The 16,743-nt window shown below is 33.5% G+C and carries 17 protein-coding genes, 1 other RNA gene and 2 pseudogenes; 8 read left to right on the top strand and 12 right to left on the bottom strand.

Annotated features, from left to right (window positions below; translation table 11 throughout):
• Nucleotides 1-103 precede the first annotated feature (103 nt).
• Nucleotides 104-901: pseudogene (gene map / locus wTKK_RS02590) on the top strand (type I methionyl aminopeptidase); the annotation flags it as partial.
• A 31-nt stretch (nt 902-932) separates the two neighbouring features.
• Here map and wTKK_RS02585 read toward each other — a convergent pair.
• Nucleotides 933-2,143 (bottom strand): annotated as a pseudogene (locus wTKK_RS02585) (MFS transporter).
• A gap of 205 nt (nt 2,144-2,348) precedes the next feature.
• Here wTKK_RS02585 and rsmH point away from each other — a divergent pair.
• On the top strand, nt 2,349-3,257 hold the full coding sequence (rsmH, locus tag wTKK_RS02580) for a 16S rRNA (cytosine(1402)-N(4))-methyltransferase RsmH (protein WP_407511894.1): 909 nt from the start codon (nt 2,349-2,351) through the stop codon (nt 3,255-3,257).
• Between the two features lie 803 nt (nt 3,258-4,060).
• On the opposite strand, the gene wTKK_RS02575 is transcribed toward rsmH, so the two are convergent.
• Nucleotides 4,061-4,360, bottom strand: coding sequence for an ETC complex I subunit (locus wTKK_RS02575; RefSeq protein WP_407511892.1), 300 nt, complete (start codon nt 4,358-4,360; stop codon nt 4,061-4,063).
• Nucleotides 4,361-4,502: 142 nt separating this feature from the next.
• Between wTKK_RS02575 and wTKK_RS02570 the strand changes: the two genes are divergently transcribed.
• Both wTKK_RS02570 and pth read left to right on the top strand, forming a co-directional pair.
• On the top strand, nt 4,503-5,114 hold the full coding sequence (locus tag wTKK_RS02570; protein ID WP_407511891.1) for a 50S ribosomal protein L25/general stress protein Ctc: 612 nt from the start codon (nt 4,503-4,505) through the stop codon (nt 5,112-5,114).
• Nucleotides 5,114-5,677, top strand: coding sequence for an aminoacyl-tRNA hydrolase (gene pth / locus wTKK_RS02565; protein ID WP_407511889.1), 564 nt, complete (start codon nt 5,114-5,116; stop codon nt 5,675-5,677). Before wTKK_RS02570 ends, pth begins: the two co-directional genes overlap by 1 nt.
• 34 nt (nt 5,678-5,711) lie before the next feature.
• Here the strand turns inward: pth and recA are convergent, their stop codons facing one another.
• On the bottom strand, nt 5,712-6,779 hold the full coding sequence (gene recA, locus wTKK_RS02560) for a recombinase RecA (protein WP_407511888.1): 1,068 nt from the start codon (nt 6,777-6,779) through the stop codon (nt 5,712-5,714).
• 257 nt (nt 6,780-7,036) lie between these two features.
• Here recA and truA point away from each other — a divergent pair, with 257 nt between their 5' ends.
• Entirely contained in the window at nt 7,037-7,774 is a 738-nt protein-coding gene (gene truA / locus wTKK_RS02555) for a tRNA pseudouridine(38-40) synthase TruA (protein ID WP_407511886.1), read from the top strand.
• Between the two features lie 2 nt (nt 7,775-7,776).
• Here the strand turns inward: truA and dnaN are convergent, their stop codons facing one another.
• From dnaN to ffs, 7 genes are all read right to left on the bottom strand, one after another.
• Nucleotides 7,777-8,928, bottom strand: coding sequence for a DNA polymerase III subunit beta (gene dnaN / locus wTKK_RS02550; protein ID WP_407511883.1), 1,152 nt, complete (start codon nt 8,926-8,928; stop codon nt 7,777-7,779).
• Nucleotides 8,929-9,038: 110 nt separating this feature from the next.
• Nucleotides 9,039-9,536, bottom strand: coding sequence for an invasion associated locus B family protein (locus tag wTKK_RS02545; RefSeq protein ID WP_407511882.1), 498 nt, complete (start codon nt 9,534-9,536; stop codon nt 9,039-9,041).
• Nucleotides 9,529-10,422 (bottom strand): RNA polymerase factor sigma-32, encoded by an 894-nt coding sequence (locus wTKK_RS02540; protein WP_407511881.1) that lies wholly within the window; start codon nt 10,420-10,422, stop codon nt 9,529-9,531. Before wTKK_RS02540 ends, wTKK_RS02545 begins: the two co-directional genes overlap by 8 nt.
• Before the next feature lie 279 nt (nt 10,423-10,701).
• Nucleotides 10,702-11,385 (bottom strand): P44/Msp2 family outer membrane protein, encoded by a 684-nt coding sequence (locus wTKK_RS02535; protein ID WP_407511880.1) that lies wholly within the window; start codon nt 11,383-11,385, stop codon nt 10,702-10,704.
• Between the two features lie 339 nt (nt 11,386-11,724).
• Entirely contained in the window at nt 11,725-12,039 is a 315-nt protein-coding gene (locus wTKK_RS02530; RefSeq protein WP_407512217.1) for a YbaB/EbfC family nucleoid-associated protein, read from the bottom strand.
• 21 nt (nt 12,040-12,060) lie between these two features.
• Complete coding sequence (dnaX, locus tag wTKK_RS02525; protein ID WP_407511878.1) at nt 12,061-13,587, bottom strand: DNA polymerase III subunit gamma/tau; 1,527 nt, start codon at nt 13,585-13,587, stop codon at nt 12,061-12,063.
• A 16-nt stretch (nt 13,588-13,603) separates the two neighbouring features.
• An RNA gene (ffs, locus tag wTKK_RS02520) (signal recognition particle sRNA small type) lies at nt 13,604-13,702 on the bottom strand.
• A 58-nt stretch (nt 13,703-13,760) separates the two neighbouring features.
• On the opposite strand from ffs, the gene wTKK_RS02515 reads away from it, so the two are divergent.
• Both wTKK_RS02515 and wTKK_RS02510 read left to right on the top strand, forming a co-directional pair.
• Nucleotides 13,761-14,141, top strand: a complete 381-nt coding sequence (locus wTKK_RS02515) for a WPE palindromic element domain-containing protein (protein ID WP_407511877.1) — start codon at nt 13,761-13,763, stop codon at nt 14,139-14,141.
• Complete coding sequence (locus tag wTKK_RS02510) at nt 14,138-14,791, top strand: glutathione S-transferase family protein (RefSeq protein WP_407511875.1); 654 nt, start codon at nt 14,138-14,140, stop codon at nt 14,789-14,791. Before wTKK_RS02515 ends, wTKK_RS02510 begins: the two co-directional genes overlap by 4 nt.
• Here wTKK_RS02510 and wTKK_RS02505 read toward each other — a convergent pair.
• Nucleotides 14,763-15,440: an O-methyltransferase gene (locus wTKK_RS02505; protein WP_006013497.1), complete on the bottom strand. Its 678-nt coding sequence runs from the start codon at nt 15,438-15,440 to the stop codon at nt 14,763-14,765. The genes wTKK_RS02510 and wTKK_RS02505 overlap by 29 nt on opposite strands.
• A gap of 248 nt (nt 15,441-15,688) precedes the next feature.
• On the opposite strand from wTKK_RS02505, the gene wTKK_RS02500 reads away from it, so the two are divergent.
• A complete protein-coding gene (locus wTKK_RS02500) occupies nt 15,689-15,967 on the top strand; it encodes a DUF2671 domain-containing protein (RefSeq protein ID WP_407511873.1) in 279 nt (92 codons plus the stop codon).
• Between the two features lie 28 nt (nt 15,968-15,995).
• Here wTKK_RS02500 and wTKK_RS02495 read toward each other — a convergent pair whose 3' ends face one another.
• Nucleotides 15,996-16,688, bottom strand: a complete 693-nt coding sequence (locus wTKK_RS02495; protein WP_407511872.1) for a thioredoxin domain-containing protein — start codon at nt 16,686-16,688, stop codon at nt 15,996-15,998.
• Between the last annotated feature and the right edge of the window lie 55 nt (nt 16,689-16,743).

Raw genomic sequence — 16,743 nt, 5'->3', positions numbered from 1 at the left:
ATTTCTGTCTTTATCTCTTAATGTACAAATGGCTTGATCTAGGAGCTTGTTTTTATAGTATTATTACACTGATGTATCCGTAAGAAAAGCAAAAAATTACAATAAAAACGTAAGAAACATGAACATAACTATACATTCACAAGAAGATTTTGACTTTATGCGTAAAGCTGGCAGGCTTGCAGCTGAAACCCTTGATTTTATTGCACCATACGTCAAAGTAGGTGTAACAACTAATGAATTAAATGATCTATGTCACGATTTTATAATCAATGCAGGTGCGATTCCAGCACCACTGAATTATAAGGGATATCCGAAATCAATTTGTACTTCGAAAAATGCTGTTGTATGTCATGGTATTCCTGATGATAAACCTCTTAAAGATGGAGATATTTTAAATATTGACGTTACAGTGATTTTAAATGGCTGGTATGGTGATACAAGTCGCATGTTTTGGACTGGTAAACCCTCAATAAAAGCAAAGCGTTTGTGTAATGCTGCCTACAATGCCCTAATGGAAGCGATAAAACAAGTTAAGCCTGGCAATAAGTTAAATGAAATAGGATTTGCTATAGAAAAATATATTGAAGATTTTGGATATTCTATCGTACGCAATTATTGTGGACATGGCATAGGAAAGATTTTTCATGCTCCACCAAATGTTGTACATTTTTATGATGAAGGTGAGGATCTTATCTTAAAAGAAGGCATGTTTTTTACGATAGAACCAATGATCAATGCTGGAAAACATGAAACTCTTCTCAGCAAGCTAGATGGCTGGACAGTGACAACACGTGATCTTTCACTTTCTGCACAGTTTGAGCATACGCTTGGAGTCACAAAAGATGGAGTTGAAATATTTACACTATCACCTAAAAATTGGCATTTTCCACCTTATGATTAGATTTTTTAAACACTTGGTTTTTGAAAAAAATCTAGCTCTTAACTTGTGATATAGCAACTAACCCAATTAGTGCACAGAAAATCATGTAAAAATTTGCTAAAGTTCCTTGTCCTGTAACTTTGATAATAGTTGTGCATATAAATGGTGCAAGACCACCAAAAAATCCTGAAGCTATATTTCTTGATAAACCAAATCCACTCTATCGTACCTTTATTGGGAATAATTCGCACATAAACGCGCTAACAGTACCAAGAGAAGCAGCTATTGGGATTATAAAAAGGAACGTGCGCCATTATGGTGAGCAAATTATTACCACTTAGTATCATTGAAAAAAACTGGATAACTTACTACTATAAAAGTCACAAATGCAAATTTCATGACTCTTTCTCTCCCTACCTTATCCGAAAGTATTGCAAATAGTATAGTCAATCCTCCAATTGCAACCTGATTCAATATTTCTACTGCGTGATTAAAGTGAGTGTTTATTGTCGATGCAAGTAGATTAAAAAACACTAAATATATGTAAAGAGATGCATTCTCAACTATGTCAACTCCAATTGATATTAGAAAAGGTTTTTTTATAGCCATTTAACAGTTCTTTTAACGGTAATTCATGTGGCTTTTCCTGCTTTTTATATTCTGGGCTTTCATCGAGTATATATCTCACATATATAATGATTAATCCTATTATAAAACTGAAAATAAAAGGCAATCTCCATTCCCAAGATTCAAAATCGGATACTTTTTTGCATATAAGCACCACTATAAGACTTAATATTGAGCCAAGAATTGCGCTCAATACTTCAATACTGCCAAAGAATCCTCTTTTATTTTTAGGAGCATGCTCTAAAAATTGGGCATTTCCTGACTCTCCTCCAAGAGATATACCCTGCAATAATCTTAAACATACCACCAGTACTGATACGAGTACCCCAATGTTCTGATACCCTTGAACAAATGCAATAAGTACGGTTGATAGAGTCATCAGTACGATAGAGAGAAATAGAGCAATCCTTTTTCCATATTTATCGCCAATGTGGCCAAATATAGCAGCACCAATTGTTCTTATTAAGGAACCCACTGCAAACACTCCAAAAGCTTTAAGTATGCTGACTAATTTGTCGTCTGATGGAAAAACACATCCCCGATTATGCTTATTAGATGGCTGAAAAGCATGTGATCATACCACAACAAAGTGTTACAAATTAAACTTGATAGTATTGCTTTTGTTGTTTGTTGCACGAAATCTTCCGTAATTTGTTTGACATTATAGTAATATTACTTACTTTTTCAAACGTGAATTATGTAAATGTTATATTAATAATATTATCTTATTATATTTTTATATTGTTGATTATATTTAAATATTCTTATACTATACCTATATATTTCCATATATTTTTTGGCGAGAAAATTATTTTAATTTAAGTGCACAAAGTCTCTTGATATGACACATATTCCAGTTTTGTTAAAAGAGATGCTACTGCAATTGTCACCACACAGTGGTGGTATATATGTGGATGCCACGTTTGGAGCTGGAGGATATAGCAAAGCAATATTGGAAGCCGCTGATTGCAAAGTGTACGCAATTGATAGGGATGAAACAGTTACCAAATTTTATGATGACCTGAACGTTAAATACCCTGATAGAATAAATCTATTTATTGAGAAATTTAGTAATATTAAAAATATATTAGATAGTAATAACATTAAAGGTATCAATGGAATAGTTTTCGACGTTGGAGTTTCATCTATGCAGCTTGATAATGGAGATAGAGGATTCTCATTTCTACGTGATGGCCCACTTAACATGAGAATGGATAACTATTCTCATATGAATGCTTCGACGTTTGTTAACGCTTTACGTGAAGAAGAGATTGCGAACACTATATATAATTATGGGGATGAGCATCATTCTCGTAAAATCGCAAGAGCGATAGTAAATGCGAGGAAGAAGAAAATTATCAAAACTACATTTGAACTTGCGGATATTGTACGTTCTGTAGTGTTTCGTGGAAAAAGCAAGATTGACCCTGCAACTAGAACATTTCAGGCAATCAGAATATGGGTAAATGATGAGCTAGGAGAGCTTGAAAAGGGTATTAAAGCTGCATCTGAGATTTTAAGTGAAAACGGCAAATTAATTGTAGTTACCTTTCATTCTCTAGAAGATCGTATAGTTAAAACCCTTTTTAAAGATTTGTGTGAACCAGGACCTACCAAGACATTCTCCCTTTTAAACAAAAAAGTGATTAAAGCAAGTGCGGAAGAAATAAATGCAAATCCGCGTGCGCGTTCAGCAAAATTAAGAGCTATACAGAGGTTGTCACGAGAACCTTCTGTATTATTTCAGTAACTATGTTTTTATTATAGGGTCATTTAAGGTAAAATTACATGTCCAATCACTAAATAAATAGCTAACACAAATAGAACGTGAAATTAATTTAGTGCAAAGCAACATAAAAGTTCTTCAAGCAGAACGAAGTTATTTGAGTAATCCAAAATGGGCTTGTAAAGCTTATGGAGAAATATATAAAAAATAACTCTTTGATACTAGCTAGCCAGGTTCAACTCTCCAAATAGCCGCAGTGCGTTAGCACAATTTAAAACCTAGAGTAACAATTAGAACCTATCTTGAAAGGGAAATTTGGAATATTAACGTAAAAAATTGCTTCCATATATTTTAAATCTGATTATCACTACAGTTAGAGATATTTTAAGAGCTCAAATCTATCTTTGTCTGCAGACTTTTCAGTCAAATTTTTAATCGAAAAGCGTAGCGTGTCTTCTTCAGAGCATGTAAGTGTGCTTAATTTCTGTCATATGTGTGCTGAACTTTTTTCTAATCTTTTTTACACAGGAGGATTTTATGTCCAGTATTCCAGATACTTGACCTTTACTTTAGCTAAAAACCAATAGTCGCCTATGGCTAATTAAAATAAAAATTTTTCTAATATATAGAAGAATTACAAAATCACTGTTACTGAAAACGGGGCAAGAAAGCTGCTAATGTCAAAGAATTTTAGGTAACATTGTTTGCTTGACGTATAAGCGTGCTCTCCTTACTTCAAGAACTCTTTAATATATGCTCAACCACTTAAGCCCTTTCAAGATATGCTCTTAAATTTAGGCTTTTAGATAAACACACTACGATAAAACTTACTTTGATATGAAATTATTCGCATAAGATTTTGGCAGTCTTTTAACATCTTTTGGCATTTCAATTGTGTACTTTGTGTTGTGTTTCTTTGCGTAAGATACTGCTTTTTCAAGAGAATCAAACTTTAATACAATCTGTTTTTGGGGATCTTTTGATCCAAACCACCCCATCAAAGGTTCAATATAGTAAGAACAAGGCTCAATTTTTAGGTGCCAGAATTTTGTATTACCTAAACCAGATTGTGTTGCAGTTTTTGTTGGCTTATAAATCTTAAAAACTATTTGATCGTCAATACTCATAGTCCTTACTACGTAGTCTTAAGTATATGTCTAAATAAACTTTTCCACAAAGAATTAGTGTGAAAGAATGAAGTTTGAAATAAATATTTTTATGTTATATTATTAAATTATACTAAAAGGATTAGCTGAATAGGAGTAATCAATGGCACAGCAAGAAATGGTAACAATTAATGCAGAGTTACGTGATGTAAAAAAAAAGAAAGCGATGCAGGCTCTGAGGGAGAAGGGAAGTATACCTGCAGTTATATATGGTAAAGGGCATGATAACGTAAATTTGACATTGTCTGCAAAGGAATTTACTAAACAATATAAATCAGGTGCTCTTTCTGCACATTTAATAGAACTAGATATTTCAGGGAAAAAAGAATATGCTCTTGTTCGTGATATTCAATGGCATGTAGTAAAGGATACTGTGCAACATGTTGATTTTCAGTTTGTTGATAAAGGTAGTGAAATTAAAATAGATATACCTTTATCATTCATCAATGAAAGTAAATCACCAGGAATCAAATTAGGTGGAGTGCTCAATGTTTTGTGTCGTTCTATTACTGTCAAATGCTCTCCTGAGAAAATACCTCAAGTCATAGAAATTGATTTGTCTGGCAAAATGATTGGTCAGTCTATACATATCAATGATGTAAAATTGCCAGAAGGTGTTAAATTTGTAGCTCATGAAGAAGAAAATTTCACCATTGTAACAATCTCTGCTGCTGATAGTGATGTTGAAGATCCTCAAACAAAAACAGAGGAGTAGTGCATTTAATAGCTGGTCTTGGTAATCCTGGTAGTAAATATGAACTAACTCACCATAACATTGGCTTCATAGTTATTGACGCAATTCACAAATATTGGAATTTTCAGTCATTTTCTAATAAAGCTGATTACTTGATAACCTCTGGCATAATGAATAATAATCGGATCATGCTGATAAAACCTTACTCATTTATGAATAATTCAGGTATTCCTATTGCGAAAATAAAAAATTTTTACAAATTATCGCTAGACGATATTGTTGTCATACATGATGATGCTGACTTAAAATTCGGAAGAATAAAAGTAAAAAAAGGCGGTAGCTCTGCTGGACACAATGGACTTAAGTCTATAGATAGCTTTATTGGTAACGATTATTGGCGTTTGAGATTTGGAGTAGGTAGGCCTGAAAATCGGAAAAGCTTAGCAGATTATGTATTATCAAAATTTGAAAATTTTGATAATACTATCCTCTTAGTGGAAAAAATAGCAAGGAATATAAACGTAATGCTGCAAGGAGATAACGCAGCTTTCATCAACTCGGTTGAGAGTGAAACTTTAGTATAGTAAACGAATACCGCCCAATACAAACTAATTTAGATTAGAATACTGATTCTTCTAGAAGTTGTTCGCGTTCTTCTTCTATTGCAATAGAATTATCATGATTTTTAAATAAATCTCTGATTTTTGTTTCTATTTCATCTGCAATTTCTTTGTTTGCCTTGAGGTAACTTTTTACATTTTCTCTTCCTTGACCAAGACGCGTATTGCTATATGAATAATAAGCACCTGCCTTTTCAAGCACACCAAGCTTTGCTCCTATATCTATTATTTCTCCAAATTTTGATATGCCCTCATTGTACATTATATCGAATTTTGCTTCTCTAAATGGAGGAGCAACTTTATTTTTTACAACTTTAACTCTCGTTTCATTACCCGTAATATTCTCCTTATCCTTTATCGCACCAACTTTTCTTATATCAAGTCTTATAGAAGTATAGAATTTTAACGCATTCCCACCAGTGGTAGTTTCAGGATTTCCATATATTACTCCTATTTTCATACGAATTTGGTTAATAAATATCAATATACAGTTTGCTTTTGAAACTGCAGAGGTGAGCTTTCGTAGCCCATGACTTAGAAGTCTCGCTTGTAGTCCCATGTGCTGGTCGCCCATATCTCCTTCAATTTCAGCTCTTGGAGTTAGTGCTGCAACAGAGTCAATAACTATTACATCAACTGCACCAGAACATACTAAATACTCAACAATGTGCAACGCCTGTTCGCCAGTGTCTGGTTGTGAAATCACTAAATCATCGGTGTTTACTCCAAGTTTACGAGCATATATAACATCCAGTGCGTGCTCCGCATCGATAAATGCACATAAACCTCCTTTTTTCTGTGCTTCAGCAATTACATGCAAAGCAAGGGTAGTTTTACCAGAACTCTCAGGGCCAAATATCTCAATTATACGTCCTTTTGGCAATCCCCCAACACCCAGAGCTGAATCAAGTGCAATCGACCCTGTAGATATCGTGTCTATTTTTTCTACAGGGTTTTGCTTTAGCTTCATTATTGCACCTTTACCGAATGCTTTTTCAATTTGACTTATTGCATTATCTAGTGCTTTTTGCTTATCATTATTCCTTTCTTCTGGATTATGTGCCATGGATTACTTATTAACTTGTGTAGTCTCCATGGTAATTGAACGCAACCAATCTGCCAAGGCTTTTTTAATAACGAAGAACGTTAGTTACCTAAAATTGGATAGATAGACTTTGTAGTGCGATACAAAATAACGATAGAATACAATGGTAGTGGTTTCTCTGGCTGGCAAAAGCAACAACACTCTGCTAACTCAATTCAGGAAACCATTTTAATAACGAAGAACGTTAGTTACCTAAAATTGGATAGATAGACTTTGTAGTGCGATACAAAATAACGATAGAATACAATGGTAGTGGTTTCTCTGGCTGGCAAAAGCAACAACACTCTGCTAACTCAATTCAGGAAACCATAGAAAACGCTATATTTAATTTCAGTGGCGAGAGAGTCTCTTTGCATTGTGGTGGCAGAACTGACACAGGGGTTCATGCTTTAGGGCAAGTTGCTCATTTCAATATGGAAAGGCAATTCGAGCTTTACAGAATAAGAAATGGAATAAACTATCACTTAAAAGCGATTCCTATAGCTGTGCTTAGTGCAGAAGCTGTAGATGATGCATTTCATGCACGATTTTCAGCAAAAAAAAGATATTATGAATATAGAATAATTAATCGTTACGCTCCTGCAGCTCTGGAAATCGGTTATGTGTGGCAAGTATTTAACCCACTTGACGTAAACATCATGCGTGAAGCTGCTAGACACCTGCTTGGAAAACATAATCTTTCAAGCTTCCGCTCAAAAGATTGTCAAGCTACAAATCCGGTCAGAACAATCGATGATATTGATATAGTACAAAACGGAAGTCACATATACATCAAAATATCTGCGATTTCCTTTTTACATAACCAGGTGAGGATTATTGTTGGTACTTTAGTTGAATTTGGAAAAAATAGAACTAATCCACAAGAAATGCTAAACATATTAAGTCAATGTAAAAGAAACGCCGCTGGGGTCACTGCGCCGTCTCACGGCTTATACTTAGTAAAGATAGATTACTAGCCTTAAGTCCTCATTGGCATTACTATATATAGTGCACTTGGATCATCTTCATCAGTGATAATTGTAGCGCTATTACCATCTGATAGGCTGACCTTACATTTGTTTTTTATACAAGATAAAGCATCAAGCAAATAACGAGAATTAAATCCTACTTCCATAAGAGCTCCATCGTAATCCACCTCTATAGACTCAGTTGCATCACTGCACTCTTGGGAATTTGAATGTAGAGTTAATAAATTCTCTTGCAATGAAAATTTAATTGATTTTATTTTATCGGACACAACAACGGAAACTCGGTCTATAACACTAGCAAGTTCGCTACTCTCAACAATCATTTGTTTATCTTGAGACGTTGGAATGACAGCTTTGTAATCTGGAAAAGTCCCATCTATCAATTTTGATATTAGAATATACTCACCACATGTAAATTTGATTTTTCTATCTGAAAGTTTTATATTTATCTCATTACAATCACCCAATACTTTCAACAGTTCCATGATAGTTTTACGTGGAATGATCACCCCAAATTCTCCGTTGATATCTTCAGGTTTAGGCCTTTTTATACATGATAAACGGTGGCCATCAGTTGCAACGCAGTACAGAAATTGCTCATCTGTATGCAGATATATCCCGTTTAAATTATACCTTGTATCATCCAGCGACACAGCAAACTTCGTTTTAGTCAACAAGTCTACCAAATCTGTACTTAGTAGAGTGAAATCGTATTGATGATCAACTTCTTCAAGAACAGGGAAGTTATTTGAAACTACGTTCGGTAAAGAAAAATTTGCATTTCCACAGGATATCAATAATTTTCCTTGATTATTCATTTCGCAATTGACATCCAAATTAGTTGGCAATTTTTTCACTATGTCATGTAAAGTATGTGCTGAGATTTTCACTTCTCCTTCTGCTGATACATTTGCAGTAAGTGAGGCAAATATTGAAATGTCAAGATCAGTAGCCTTCAATTTTATGCTGCCATGTTGTGCTTTGATATTTATACACGCTAAAACATCTATCGCGTTGCGCCTTTCAACCACTCCACTTACCCTGGATAGCGTATTTAAAAGGCTTGCACGACTTACACTAAAACGCATTTGTTCACACACAGAACTTTGTTCTTTGATTCCTATATCTACAATTTTTGACATATTAATTCTCAAAAATATATTTAAATGATATTGATATTCTATGTAAAGTGATATCCATATTTTTGTCCGAGAGACAAAACAGACTATCTTATACTTTAGTGATCAATAATTTACTTTGTATTGCATAAGTCATGCATTTTTTGGTACGCTTTTTGAAAGCCAAGCAAGGAATAAGTATCATCAACATTTGATGTTTTTACTTTTCCATTAACCACCATTGATAATCCCTGCTTCATTTTTAGAATCAAATCTTGGTCCATTTTTGTATCATCTGTCCACGCAAAACTTCCCTGTATTATTGGCAATTGATATTTAATTTTTTTATCGATATTGAGAACTACAGGCTCATTATTATACTGAAAGCCAGAAGTGACGCTCACCTCATCTGCTTTTTTATCAACGTAACTGACCATTACATACGGCTTGCGGTCAGCTGTATAATGTTCACTTTTTTTCTTAGGATGAGATACAATGTAACACACTTTTTCACCATCTTCCAATGCAGTGTACACAAGCCAATCTTTATATTTTTCTTTCAGTTGTACGTTACTAACCGATGCAAGGATACCTATTGAAAAAAATATTAGAAATACAAAAAGACTACGCATGTAAACCGAGTTTCAAACTCTCTAATTTTACATGTTGTTTTACCTTACTCATTGCTTGCTCAGCCAACTGCCTTACTCTTTCTCTTGAAACACAATATTTTTTGCTAAGCTCATCCAAAGTCTGAGTACTTTCAGATAAATATCTGCTAATGAAAATATCTCTTGATCTTTCATTAAGACTTGCCAGCGCATTGCTTAAAATTGTTTCTTTTAATGCCTTTTCTTCATGATTCTGGTAAGCTACTTCTTGACTAACTAAATTACACGGAATCATATCTTGTAACTCCTTTTTAGAGTCATCACCTATTTTTACACAATTATTTAACGACTGATCCTTACAAGCCAAACGATAGTTCATTTGTACAACATCTTCCTCAGATACAGAAAGCTCATTTGATATTGCTTTTATTTCTTCGTTACTCAAAGTTTCTCTGTTTGTGTATTGTAAAATTCTTTTTTTTATTTTACGTAAACTAAAAAACAATCTCCTTTGTGCTTGCGTTGTACCTATTTTTACAAGTGACCAAGATTTTAATATAAAGTCTTTCATTGAAGCTTCAATCCACCATACTGCATAAGTTGAAAAACGAAATCCCAAGTTAGGATTGAACTTTTTCACTGCATGCATTAAACCCATATTTCCTTCCATGACCAGGTCCATCAACAGTAGACCATAATTCTTAAATTTCATTGCAATTTTTACTACCAAATTCAAATGGCTAGTAATCAACCTGTGAGCAGAAGAAATATCCTGGTATTCTTGCCAATTTTTTGCTAATCGCACTTCCTCTTCTTGGGAAAGCATAGGAAATTTTCGTACTTCAGCAATATACTGCATGAGATTAGTGCTACTATTAACAGACAAATTTGCTACTGGGGCCAACATAACAACTCAAATTAAAAATCAACGTATATAACATATTGACTCTCAGGAAAAAATTCAAGGTTTAATTAAAAAAGTACAACCCTATACCTAGTTGAGATCTTAACAACAGCTACCTAAATGTAGCATCAAAATTGCTAGCGCATAACGATAAGAACTACACTAAATGAGTAATGTGTTATTCCAGTGCTCAAACACTGGAACCCACATTTCTTTTTTTTTCTAGATCCCAGCCACTTGAATAACAAGGAAAACTCACCGGGATGACAAGACTGAGACAGACTAGAAATTAAACGCTACTCCAGCTTCTGCACCAAAAGTGTTGTAAACAATATTTTTGATACCATCATCACCCTTAGCTGCCTTATCAAAACTAGCACCATAAGAACCGAAGTAACGAGCTCCAGCAAAGAGTTTGATTTCTGGGGCTACATCATAACTAACACCAGCTTTTGCTTGATAAGCAAAACCAAATCTCCTTTGATCTTTAACGTCAGCAGCGCTTGAAGGATTGCTGATATATGCTGCACCAACACCAACACCAACGTATGGAGTGATAGGCATATCTTCAATCACTATATCATAATAAACGTTAACCAATCCTGAAAATGCTGTTAAACTGTCTGCAACATTTGCTTCAGAAGCATCTATTACAGCTTTATTTTTAGCCAATCGTGAGTAAAGCCCTTCAACATCAACTCTGATGTCATCCATTTTATAACCAAATGCAACACCACCAGCTATAAAAGATCTTTTTAAAGGACTATCCTTCTCTTTGCTTGTTGCATTTTTAATACCATCAACTTTTGTATAAAAAGGTAAAATTTCACCGTTGTATTGTAAACGAACGTAGTAGCTAGTTTCTTCATCACTCATTGGACCAATAGGGTCTGATGAAAAAGCAGAGTTTGATAGGCTTAGCAACGTCACTAAAGCAGCTGCCGAAAAAAACTTTTTATAATACATAATTGCCCTCGTTAAAAAATTAAAATTCCACTCTAGTAGTCTAAATAATAACTAAAGTTATGTCAAGTGCTAACTTAATAACACAAAACCTTCTGTATCTTAACTAACTTTTAGGAAAATACAAAGATTTTATTAATTAATAAATAGAGTTACTCTACTTTTTTTTTTACTCTTGATCTTCTGATACCTATTTCACTAATGTCTTTTTGTCTTCTGATCTGGATTCATCATTGTGAATTGCTGCGTATTCATGCAGTAATATGAATGTACTTCATGGAAGTACTGGAATAAAAGGAAAACACTTATGTTACTGAACTCAGGCAAACTTCAGTAGTAAATTTAAAAAGGAAGTTTAAATCCAGGTGGTAACCCCATCATACCTGCAAGATCAGAGGTTGCATTTGCCATACCTTCTTCTGCTTTTTTGATGGCATCATTGAATGCCGCTGTCACTAGATCTTCTACTATATCTTTTTCTTCATCTCTCATAAGTTCTAAGTCTATATTTACCTTTTTAGCTTTATAGCTACCTATTTTTATCACTTCCACTAATACAGAAACTTTACCACCACCAGAAATACCTTGAAACTCTTTTCCAATATACTTTTCTTGAGCTTCCGCAAGCTTTTTTTGCATTTCTTGTGCTTGCTTCATTATTTGACTGAAATCCACAACCTACTCCTTATTTTCCACATTAACTATCTTTGCACCTTTAAACGTATCTAATATATCCTTAACTGCAGGTGCACAATTTAAACTACTCACTTCCTCATTCATATAACTCGTATCAACTATAATAACCCACTCCCGATTAGTAGCTCGATTTAAGTAACTTTTCAAGTCACTACAAAAATTACTGTTCAAGTTAGATACAGCTTTTAATCTTAAATACCCAAATCTACAATCTATTAATTGTAGATTACTACACAGTTGTTTGTAAAGATAAATTTGGTTACTCCGCTTTAATAGTTGCAAAATCTTATCAAAATCGTAATTTTGTTGTTTATTTTTCACATGGATCCCAGTGTCACACACTGGGATGACAGGAGGGGAAGGTGCAACAGGTCTGCCCTGTCTATTTCCTTGCTCCACATTCTGTGAAAGAATTTTTTTGATTACCTGTTCCGGAGAAGGCAAATCAGAAAGATAACAAAGGCTAATTAATATCATTTCAGCGGCAATTTCATTACATGTTGAAACCTTTATATCTTGAATACCCTTAAGCAGCACCTTCCACAATCTCGAAAAAAATATTAAAGACTTTTTTGCACTCAAATCTTTTACTCTGCTCTTCTCATATTCTGTATCAATCTCTTTTGTAATTAAAAAACGGCATATTAACTGGATTGTTTGCAGTAGATCTTCAAAAATATTGAGCGGATTTGCTGTTTTTACCACATTGTCGAATACTAACAAAGCCTTCTGTAAATCACTGTCTAATACTGCCTCCAGTAGATCAAATATAACGTTTCTATCTACTAGACCAAGTATGTCTGTAACACTTTGAGTGGATATTGTACCATCTTTGCTATACAGCACTGCTTGATTCATCAAAAATAAAGCGTTACGCATTGAATTGCTACAGTGGTGCGCAATTAATTCCGATGCTTCTTTTTCAATAAAATAATTTTCTTTTTGTGCAATATCATTTAAACGCTCCATTATCTTAGCTGAAGGAATGTTATGTAAGTCAAACCTTTGACAACGTGCAATAACAGTTATTGGTATCTTTTTTATTTCTGTAGTTGCTAGAATAAACTTTACGCTAGATGGTGGTTCTTCTAGAGTTTTAAGTAATGCATTAAATGCATTGCTGGATAACATATGTACTTCATCTATAATGTAAACTTTAAACTTAGAACTTATTGGTAAATAGCAAATATCTCCCAAGATCGCTCTAACATCCTCAACACTAGTGTGACTTGCCGCATCGATTTCAACTACATCTGGATGGCTTGAATTTTTTATTGCCAGACAACTTGTACATGATCCACAAGGTTCAAAAGTTGGCCCCAATGAGCAGTTCAAACATAAAGCTATTATTCTTGCAGTGGTGGTTTTACCAATTCCACTGCTACCAGAAAGCAGCATAGATTGTGGAATTTTGTTGAGAGTAAAAGCATTTTCTAGTATACGCACTAATATATCTTGACCTACTAAATCTTTAAAGCTACTAGGACGATATTTCAATGCTATGTTCATAGCCTAGAATAAAACAAATAGTACAAATAGGTATGCAACCCAAAAAGATTCTGATATGGTTGCTTCATTTCTGACCTGACCAAGTTACAGAATTTTTGCCTGCATACCTTACAAAAGGTTATACTTTTTTTTTTTTTTAGCAAGGTATATTCTATATTAGTATTATAATTTATATGTTAGACCTTTTGCAACATTACTTTGGAGTAAACAGCTGTTACCCAAAATACTCTTCTTCTGTCATCCCAGTGCCCATACACTGGGATCCAGAAAACTTAATTTTAAATGAATACATTAGCCTGTTGTATAATAAGGACTGGATTCAAGTGTCAATCACTGAAATGACACCCTTCCGGTGGGGATTGCTCTCAAACTACAATGTTCGTACAGTTGTACTGGGATCCAAGTATAAAAATATTTGGAAATTATACGATGGACAATGGATTCTAGGAGTATATGTTAAAAGTAGTGTCCGTAATGAAATAAGCTGGATTCCAATGTCACGTACTGGAATGACAACATATAGGTATTGGAATAACAAAAGAGGAATATTATGATTTTATATCATTTTCCTCTTTGTCCATTTTCACGAAAAGTTAGAGCTCTTCTCAAGGAAAAAAATCTGAGCTGTGATTTTGTATATGAAAATCCATGGGAAAAGCGGAATGAATTCATGGAGATCAATCCAATCGGACAAGTACCAGTATTAATAGATAATAACTTTGTAATAGCGGATAGTAATGCCATTTGTGAATATATGGAAGAGACTTACAATAGTGACGTCAAATTACTTGGTTCATCCACTATTATTAAGTCTAAAATACGCGCTTTAATCAATTGGTTCGATAGCAAATTTTACAATGAAGTTACTAAGTATATTATGAATGAAAAAGTAATTACTAGCCGCAGCCCTGACTCTAGATTTCTTCATGCAGCTCAGCATAACCTGCCTTGCCATATGGAATACATCGAACACTTAATTAACAAGAACGTTTGGCTTGCAACCGATAAGTTCACTTTAGCCGATATTACTTTAGCATCACATATTTCTATAATAGACTACGTAAATAGTTTCCCGTGGGAAAAAAGTAAGATTTTAAAAGAATGGTACTCCATTGTTAAATCAAGGCCTTGTTTTCGCGAAATATTGTTAGAGAGAGTTTTTGGCTTAACTCCCCCTAGACATTACGCTGACCTTGATTTTTAACTTGCGTTAGTTTTAAAGCTACAGTCATTCCTTCGTCAGTAGGGATCAATATGGAGAAATATTTTTTTTCATCTGACAATCTATCGTTAAACTCTCTCATAGCATGCCATGACTTTTCTGATACCTCTTTTGGAGGCGATTCTAAAAATACTGTATCAAATAATAGAGTGTTATCTGCAACGATTAGCCCATCTTGTTTAATGTATGACTCTGCCCAATCTAAATACTTAGGATAACTACTTTTGTCAGCATCGATGAATATCATGTCAAATGGTGCCTTTGCTGATAATTCATTAATTTTTTCCAGTGCATCACCTTCTATTAGAGTAATTTTATCACTTAGATTAAAAGCACTAAAATTTTTTTTTGCTATTCTTGAGTGTTGAGGATTATTTTCTATTGTATAGATATGACCATCTTTCGGTAAAGCTTTTACCATACAAATTGACGAATAACCATATAACGTGCCAATTTCAACTATGCTTTTAACTTTATGGATTTTGATAAATAAATTTAATAATTTTCCTTCTTCAGGAGTAATTTGAATACGTTGTTTCTTATCAAGAGTACAATGTTCTTCTATTTTTTTATACTCTTTTGCAAATAAGCTTCTTATGTACAACGATTTTCTGCTAAAGTTATGACGCATTAAGTTTTATAATATAAACCAAGGAGGTTTAATCTATATAGGATTTATAAAGATAACAATAGATTTAAGAATAATAAATTTTTATTTTAAGTTGTTATTTTATAAAGTAAAATTTTAAGTGACAAAGATTATTATATATTTTACTATGGTTAACTAGTATAACAATCGATTGTTATACTAGAATTAAGGGATCGTTTATTTACATCTCTCTTAAAATGTAATTTTTATGATCAATTAGAGGGGGTTATATGTCTTATAACATCGCTAACGAAGTTGAAAAGTTAAGCAAGAAATCTAATAATAATGAAGGAGTGAAATTACTGCACAATCCAGCTTATCGCGAGAAGTACAAAGAACGCTTTAACGAGGCTCAGAAAAAAGTTATGGATATGGTCCAATTTTATGATGGAACGATAGTATTAATAGAGAATAAAATTGCTATGTATTATTATGCTTGGCACAGTAAAAAAAGGGAGTTTGAGCGTAAAAAGCAACAAACAGTATCAAAAAATACTGATTCAGCATAGGTTTTGTATATGGTAAGCTACGGTGTTATTACTTCACTATAGCTTTTCCATATAACTCATCTATTACATTAGTGAAGTATTCCAGGTCTCTGTATCCTTCATGTTTGATTTTGCCATTCTCTACGTATGATTTGTCATTGTTAAGCTTGATGATGAATACAGGAGTAGCTTTGATATCAAGTTTATTAATTGCAAGTGATTTATCATTTATAATTTTGTCCATCATCTTTTTATCGTTAATGCATTGGTTAAATACATCTCGCTTCAAATTGCTTAGTGCAGCAATTTTTTGTAGTATAGTTAAATCACTAAAATTAGAGTAGTTCCACGAGTCTATTGCATTAAACACAGCTCTGTTAAAATTAAAATAGTCTTCTTCTTTTTCATAGCAATAACTTAGCATTGCAGCCTTTAATCCTCTGTAATCTAGAGGAAAATGACGGAATATGTACAACATCTTACCTGTATCTATGTACTTCTCTTTGATTTTAGGAAAAACTTTCTTATGAAAAAGAGAACAGTGATAACAAGTGAGCGAGGCGTATTCTATCATTAAAATTGGTGCTTTTCGATCTCCTAATAATTTATCATCAGGCAATAGCGACAGTAGTTCTTTTGGCGTTATTTTATCAGTTTTTTGAGTGTTGGGTAAGTTTTGTTCAATAGTTGCATAAGAACTAACACTTGTAAAAATAAGTAAGAATAATAATCTAAAAATCATTACAATGTAAATACTGAACTTATTAAAAATTTATGCATTTATATAAATGATGTCA

The sequence above is a fragment of the Wolbachia endosymbiont of Trichogramma kaykai genome, from assembly GCF_045765165.1.
Classification (GTDB): Bacteria; Pseudomonadota; Alphaproteobacteria; order Rickettsiales; family Anaplasmataceae; genus Wolbachia.
The sequence above is the reverse complement of the archived record's forward strand: the minus strand, read 5'-3'. Positions and strand labels throughout refer to the sequence as shown.

Bases quoted from the DNA above. Each gene is read 5' to 3' on its own strand.
- rsmH (WP_407511894.1), top strand. From the start codon at position 2,349: ATGACACATATTCCAGTTTTGTTAAAAGAGATGCTACTGCAATTGTCA.
- wTKK_RS02575 (WP_407511892.1), bottom strand. From the start codon at position 4,360: ATGAGTATTGACGATCAAATAGTTTTTAAGATTTATAAGCCAACAAAA.
- wTKK_RS02570 (WP_407511891.1), top strand. From the start codon at position 4,503: ATGGCACAGCAAGAAATGGTAACAATTAATGCAGAGTTACGTGATGTA.
- recA (WP_407511888.1), bottom strand. From the start codon at position 6,779: ATGGCACATAATCCAGAAGAAAGGAATAATGATAAGCAAAAAGCACTA.
- dnaN (WP_407511883.1), bottom strand. From the start codon at position 8,928: ATGTCAAAAATTGTAGATATAGGAATCAAAGAACAAAGTTCTGTGTGT.
- wTKK_RS02545 (WP_407511882.1), bottom strand. From the start codon at position 9,536: ATGCGTAGTCTTTTTGTATTTCTAATATTTTTTTCAATAGGTATCCTT.
- wTKK_RS02540 (WP_407511881.1), bottom strand. From the start codon at position 10,422: ATGTTGGCCCCAGTAGCAAATTTGTCTGTTAATAGTAGCACTAATCTC.
- wTKK_RS02535 (WP_407511880.1), bottom strand. From the start codon at position 11,385: ATGTATTATAAAAAGTTTTTTTCGGCAGCTGCTTTAGTGACGTTGCTA.
- wTKK_RS02530 (WP_407512217.1), bottom strand. From the start codon at position 12,039: ATGAAGCAAGCACAAGAAATGCAAAAAAAGCTTGCGGAAGCTCAAGAA.
- dnaX (WP_407511878.1), bottom strand. From the start codon at position 13,587: ATGAACATAGCATTGAAATATCGTCCTAGTAGCTTTAAAGATTTAGTA.
- wTKK_RS02515 (WP_407511877.1), top strand. From the start codon at position 13,761: ATGTTAGACCTTTTGCAACATTACTTTGGAGTAAACAGCTGTTACCCA.
- wTKK_RS02510 (WP_407511875.1), top strand. From the start codon at position 14,138: ATGATTTTATATCATTTTCCTCTTTGTCCATTTTCACGAAAAGTTAGA.
- wTKK_RS02505 (WP_006013497.1), bottom strand. From the start codon at position 15,440: ATGCGTCATAACTTTAGCAGAAAATCGTTGTACATAAGAAGCTTATTT.
- wTKK_RS02500 (WP_407511873.1), top strand. From the start codon at position 15,689: ATGTCTTATAACATCGCTAACGAAGTTGAAAAGTTAAGCAAGAAATCT.
- wTKK_RS02495 (WP_407511872.1), bottom strand. From the start codon at position 16,688: ATGATTTTTAGATTATTATTCTTACTTATTTTTACAAGTGTTAGTTCT.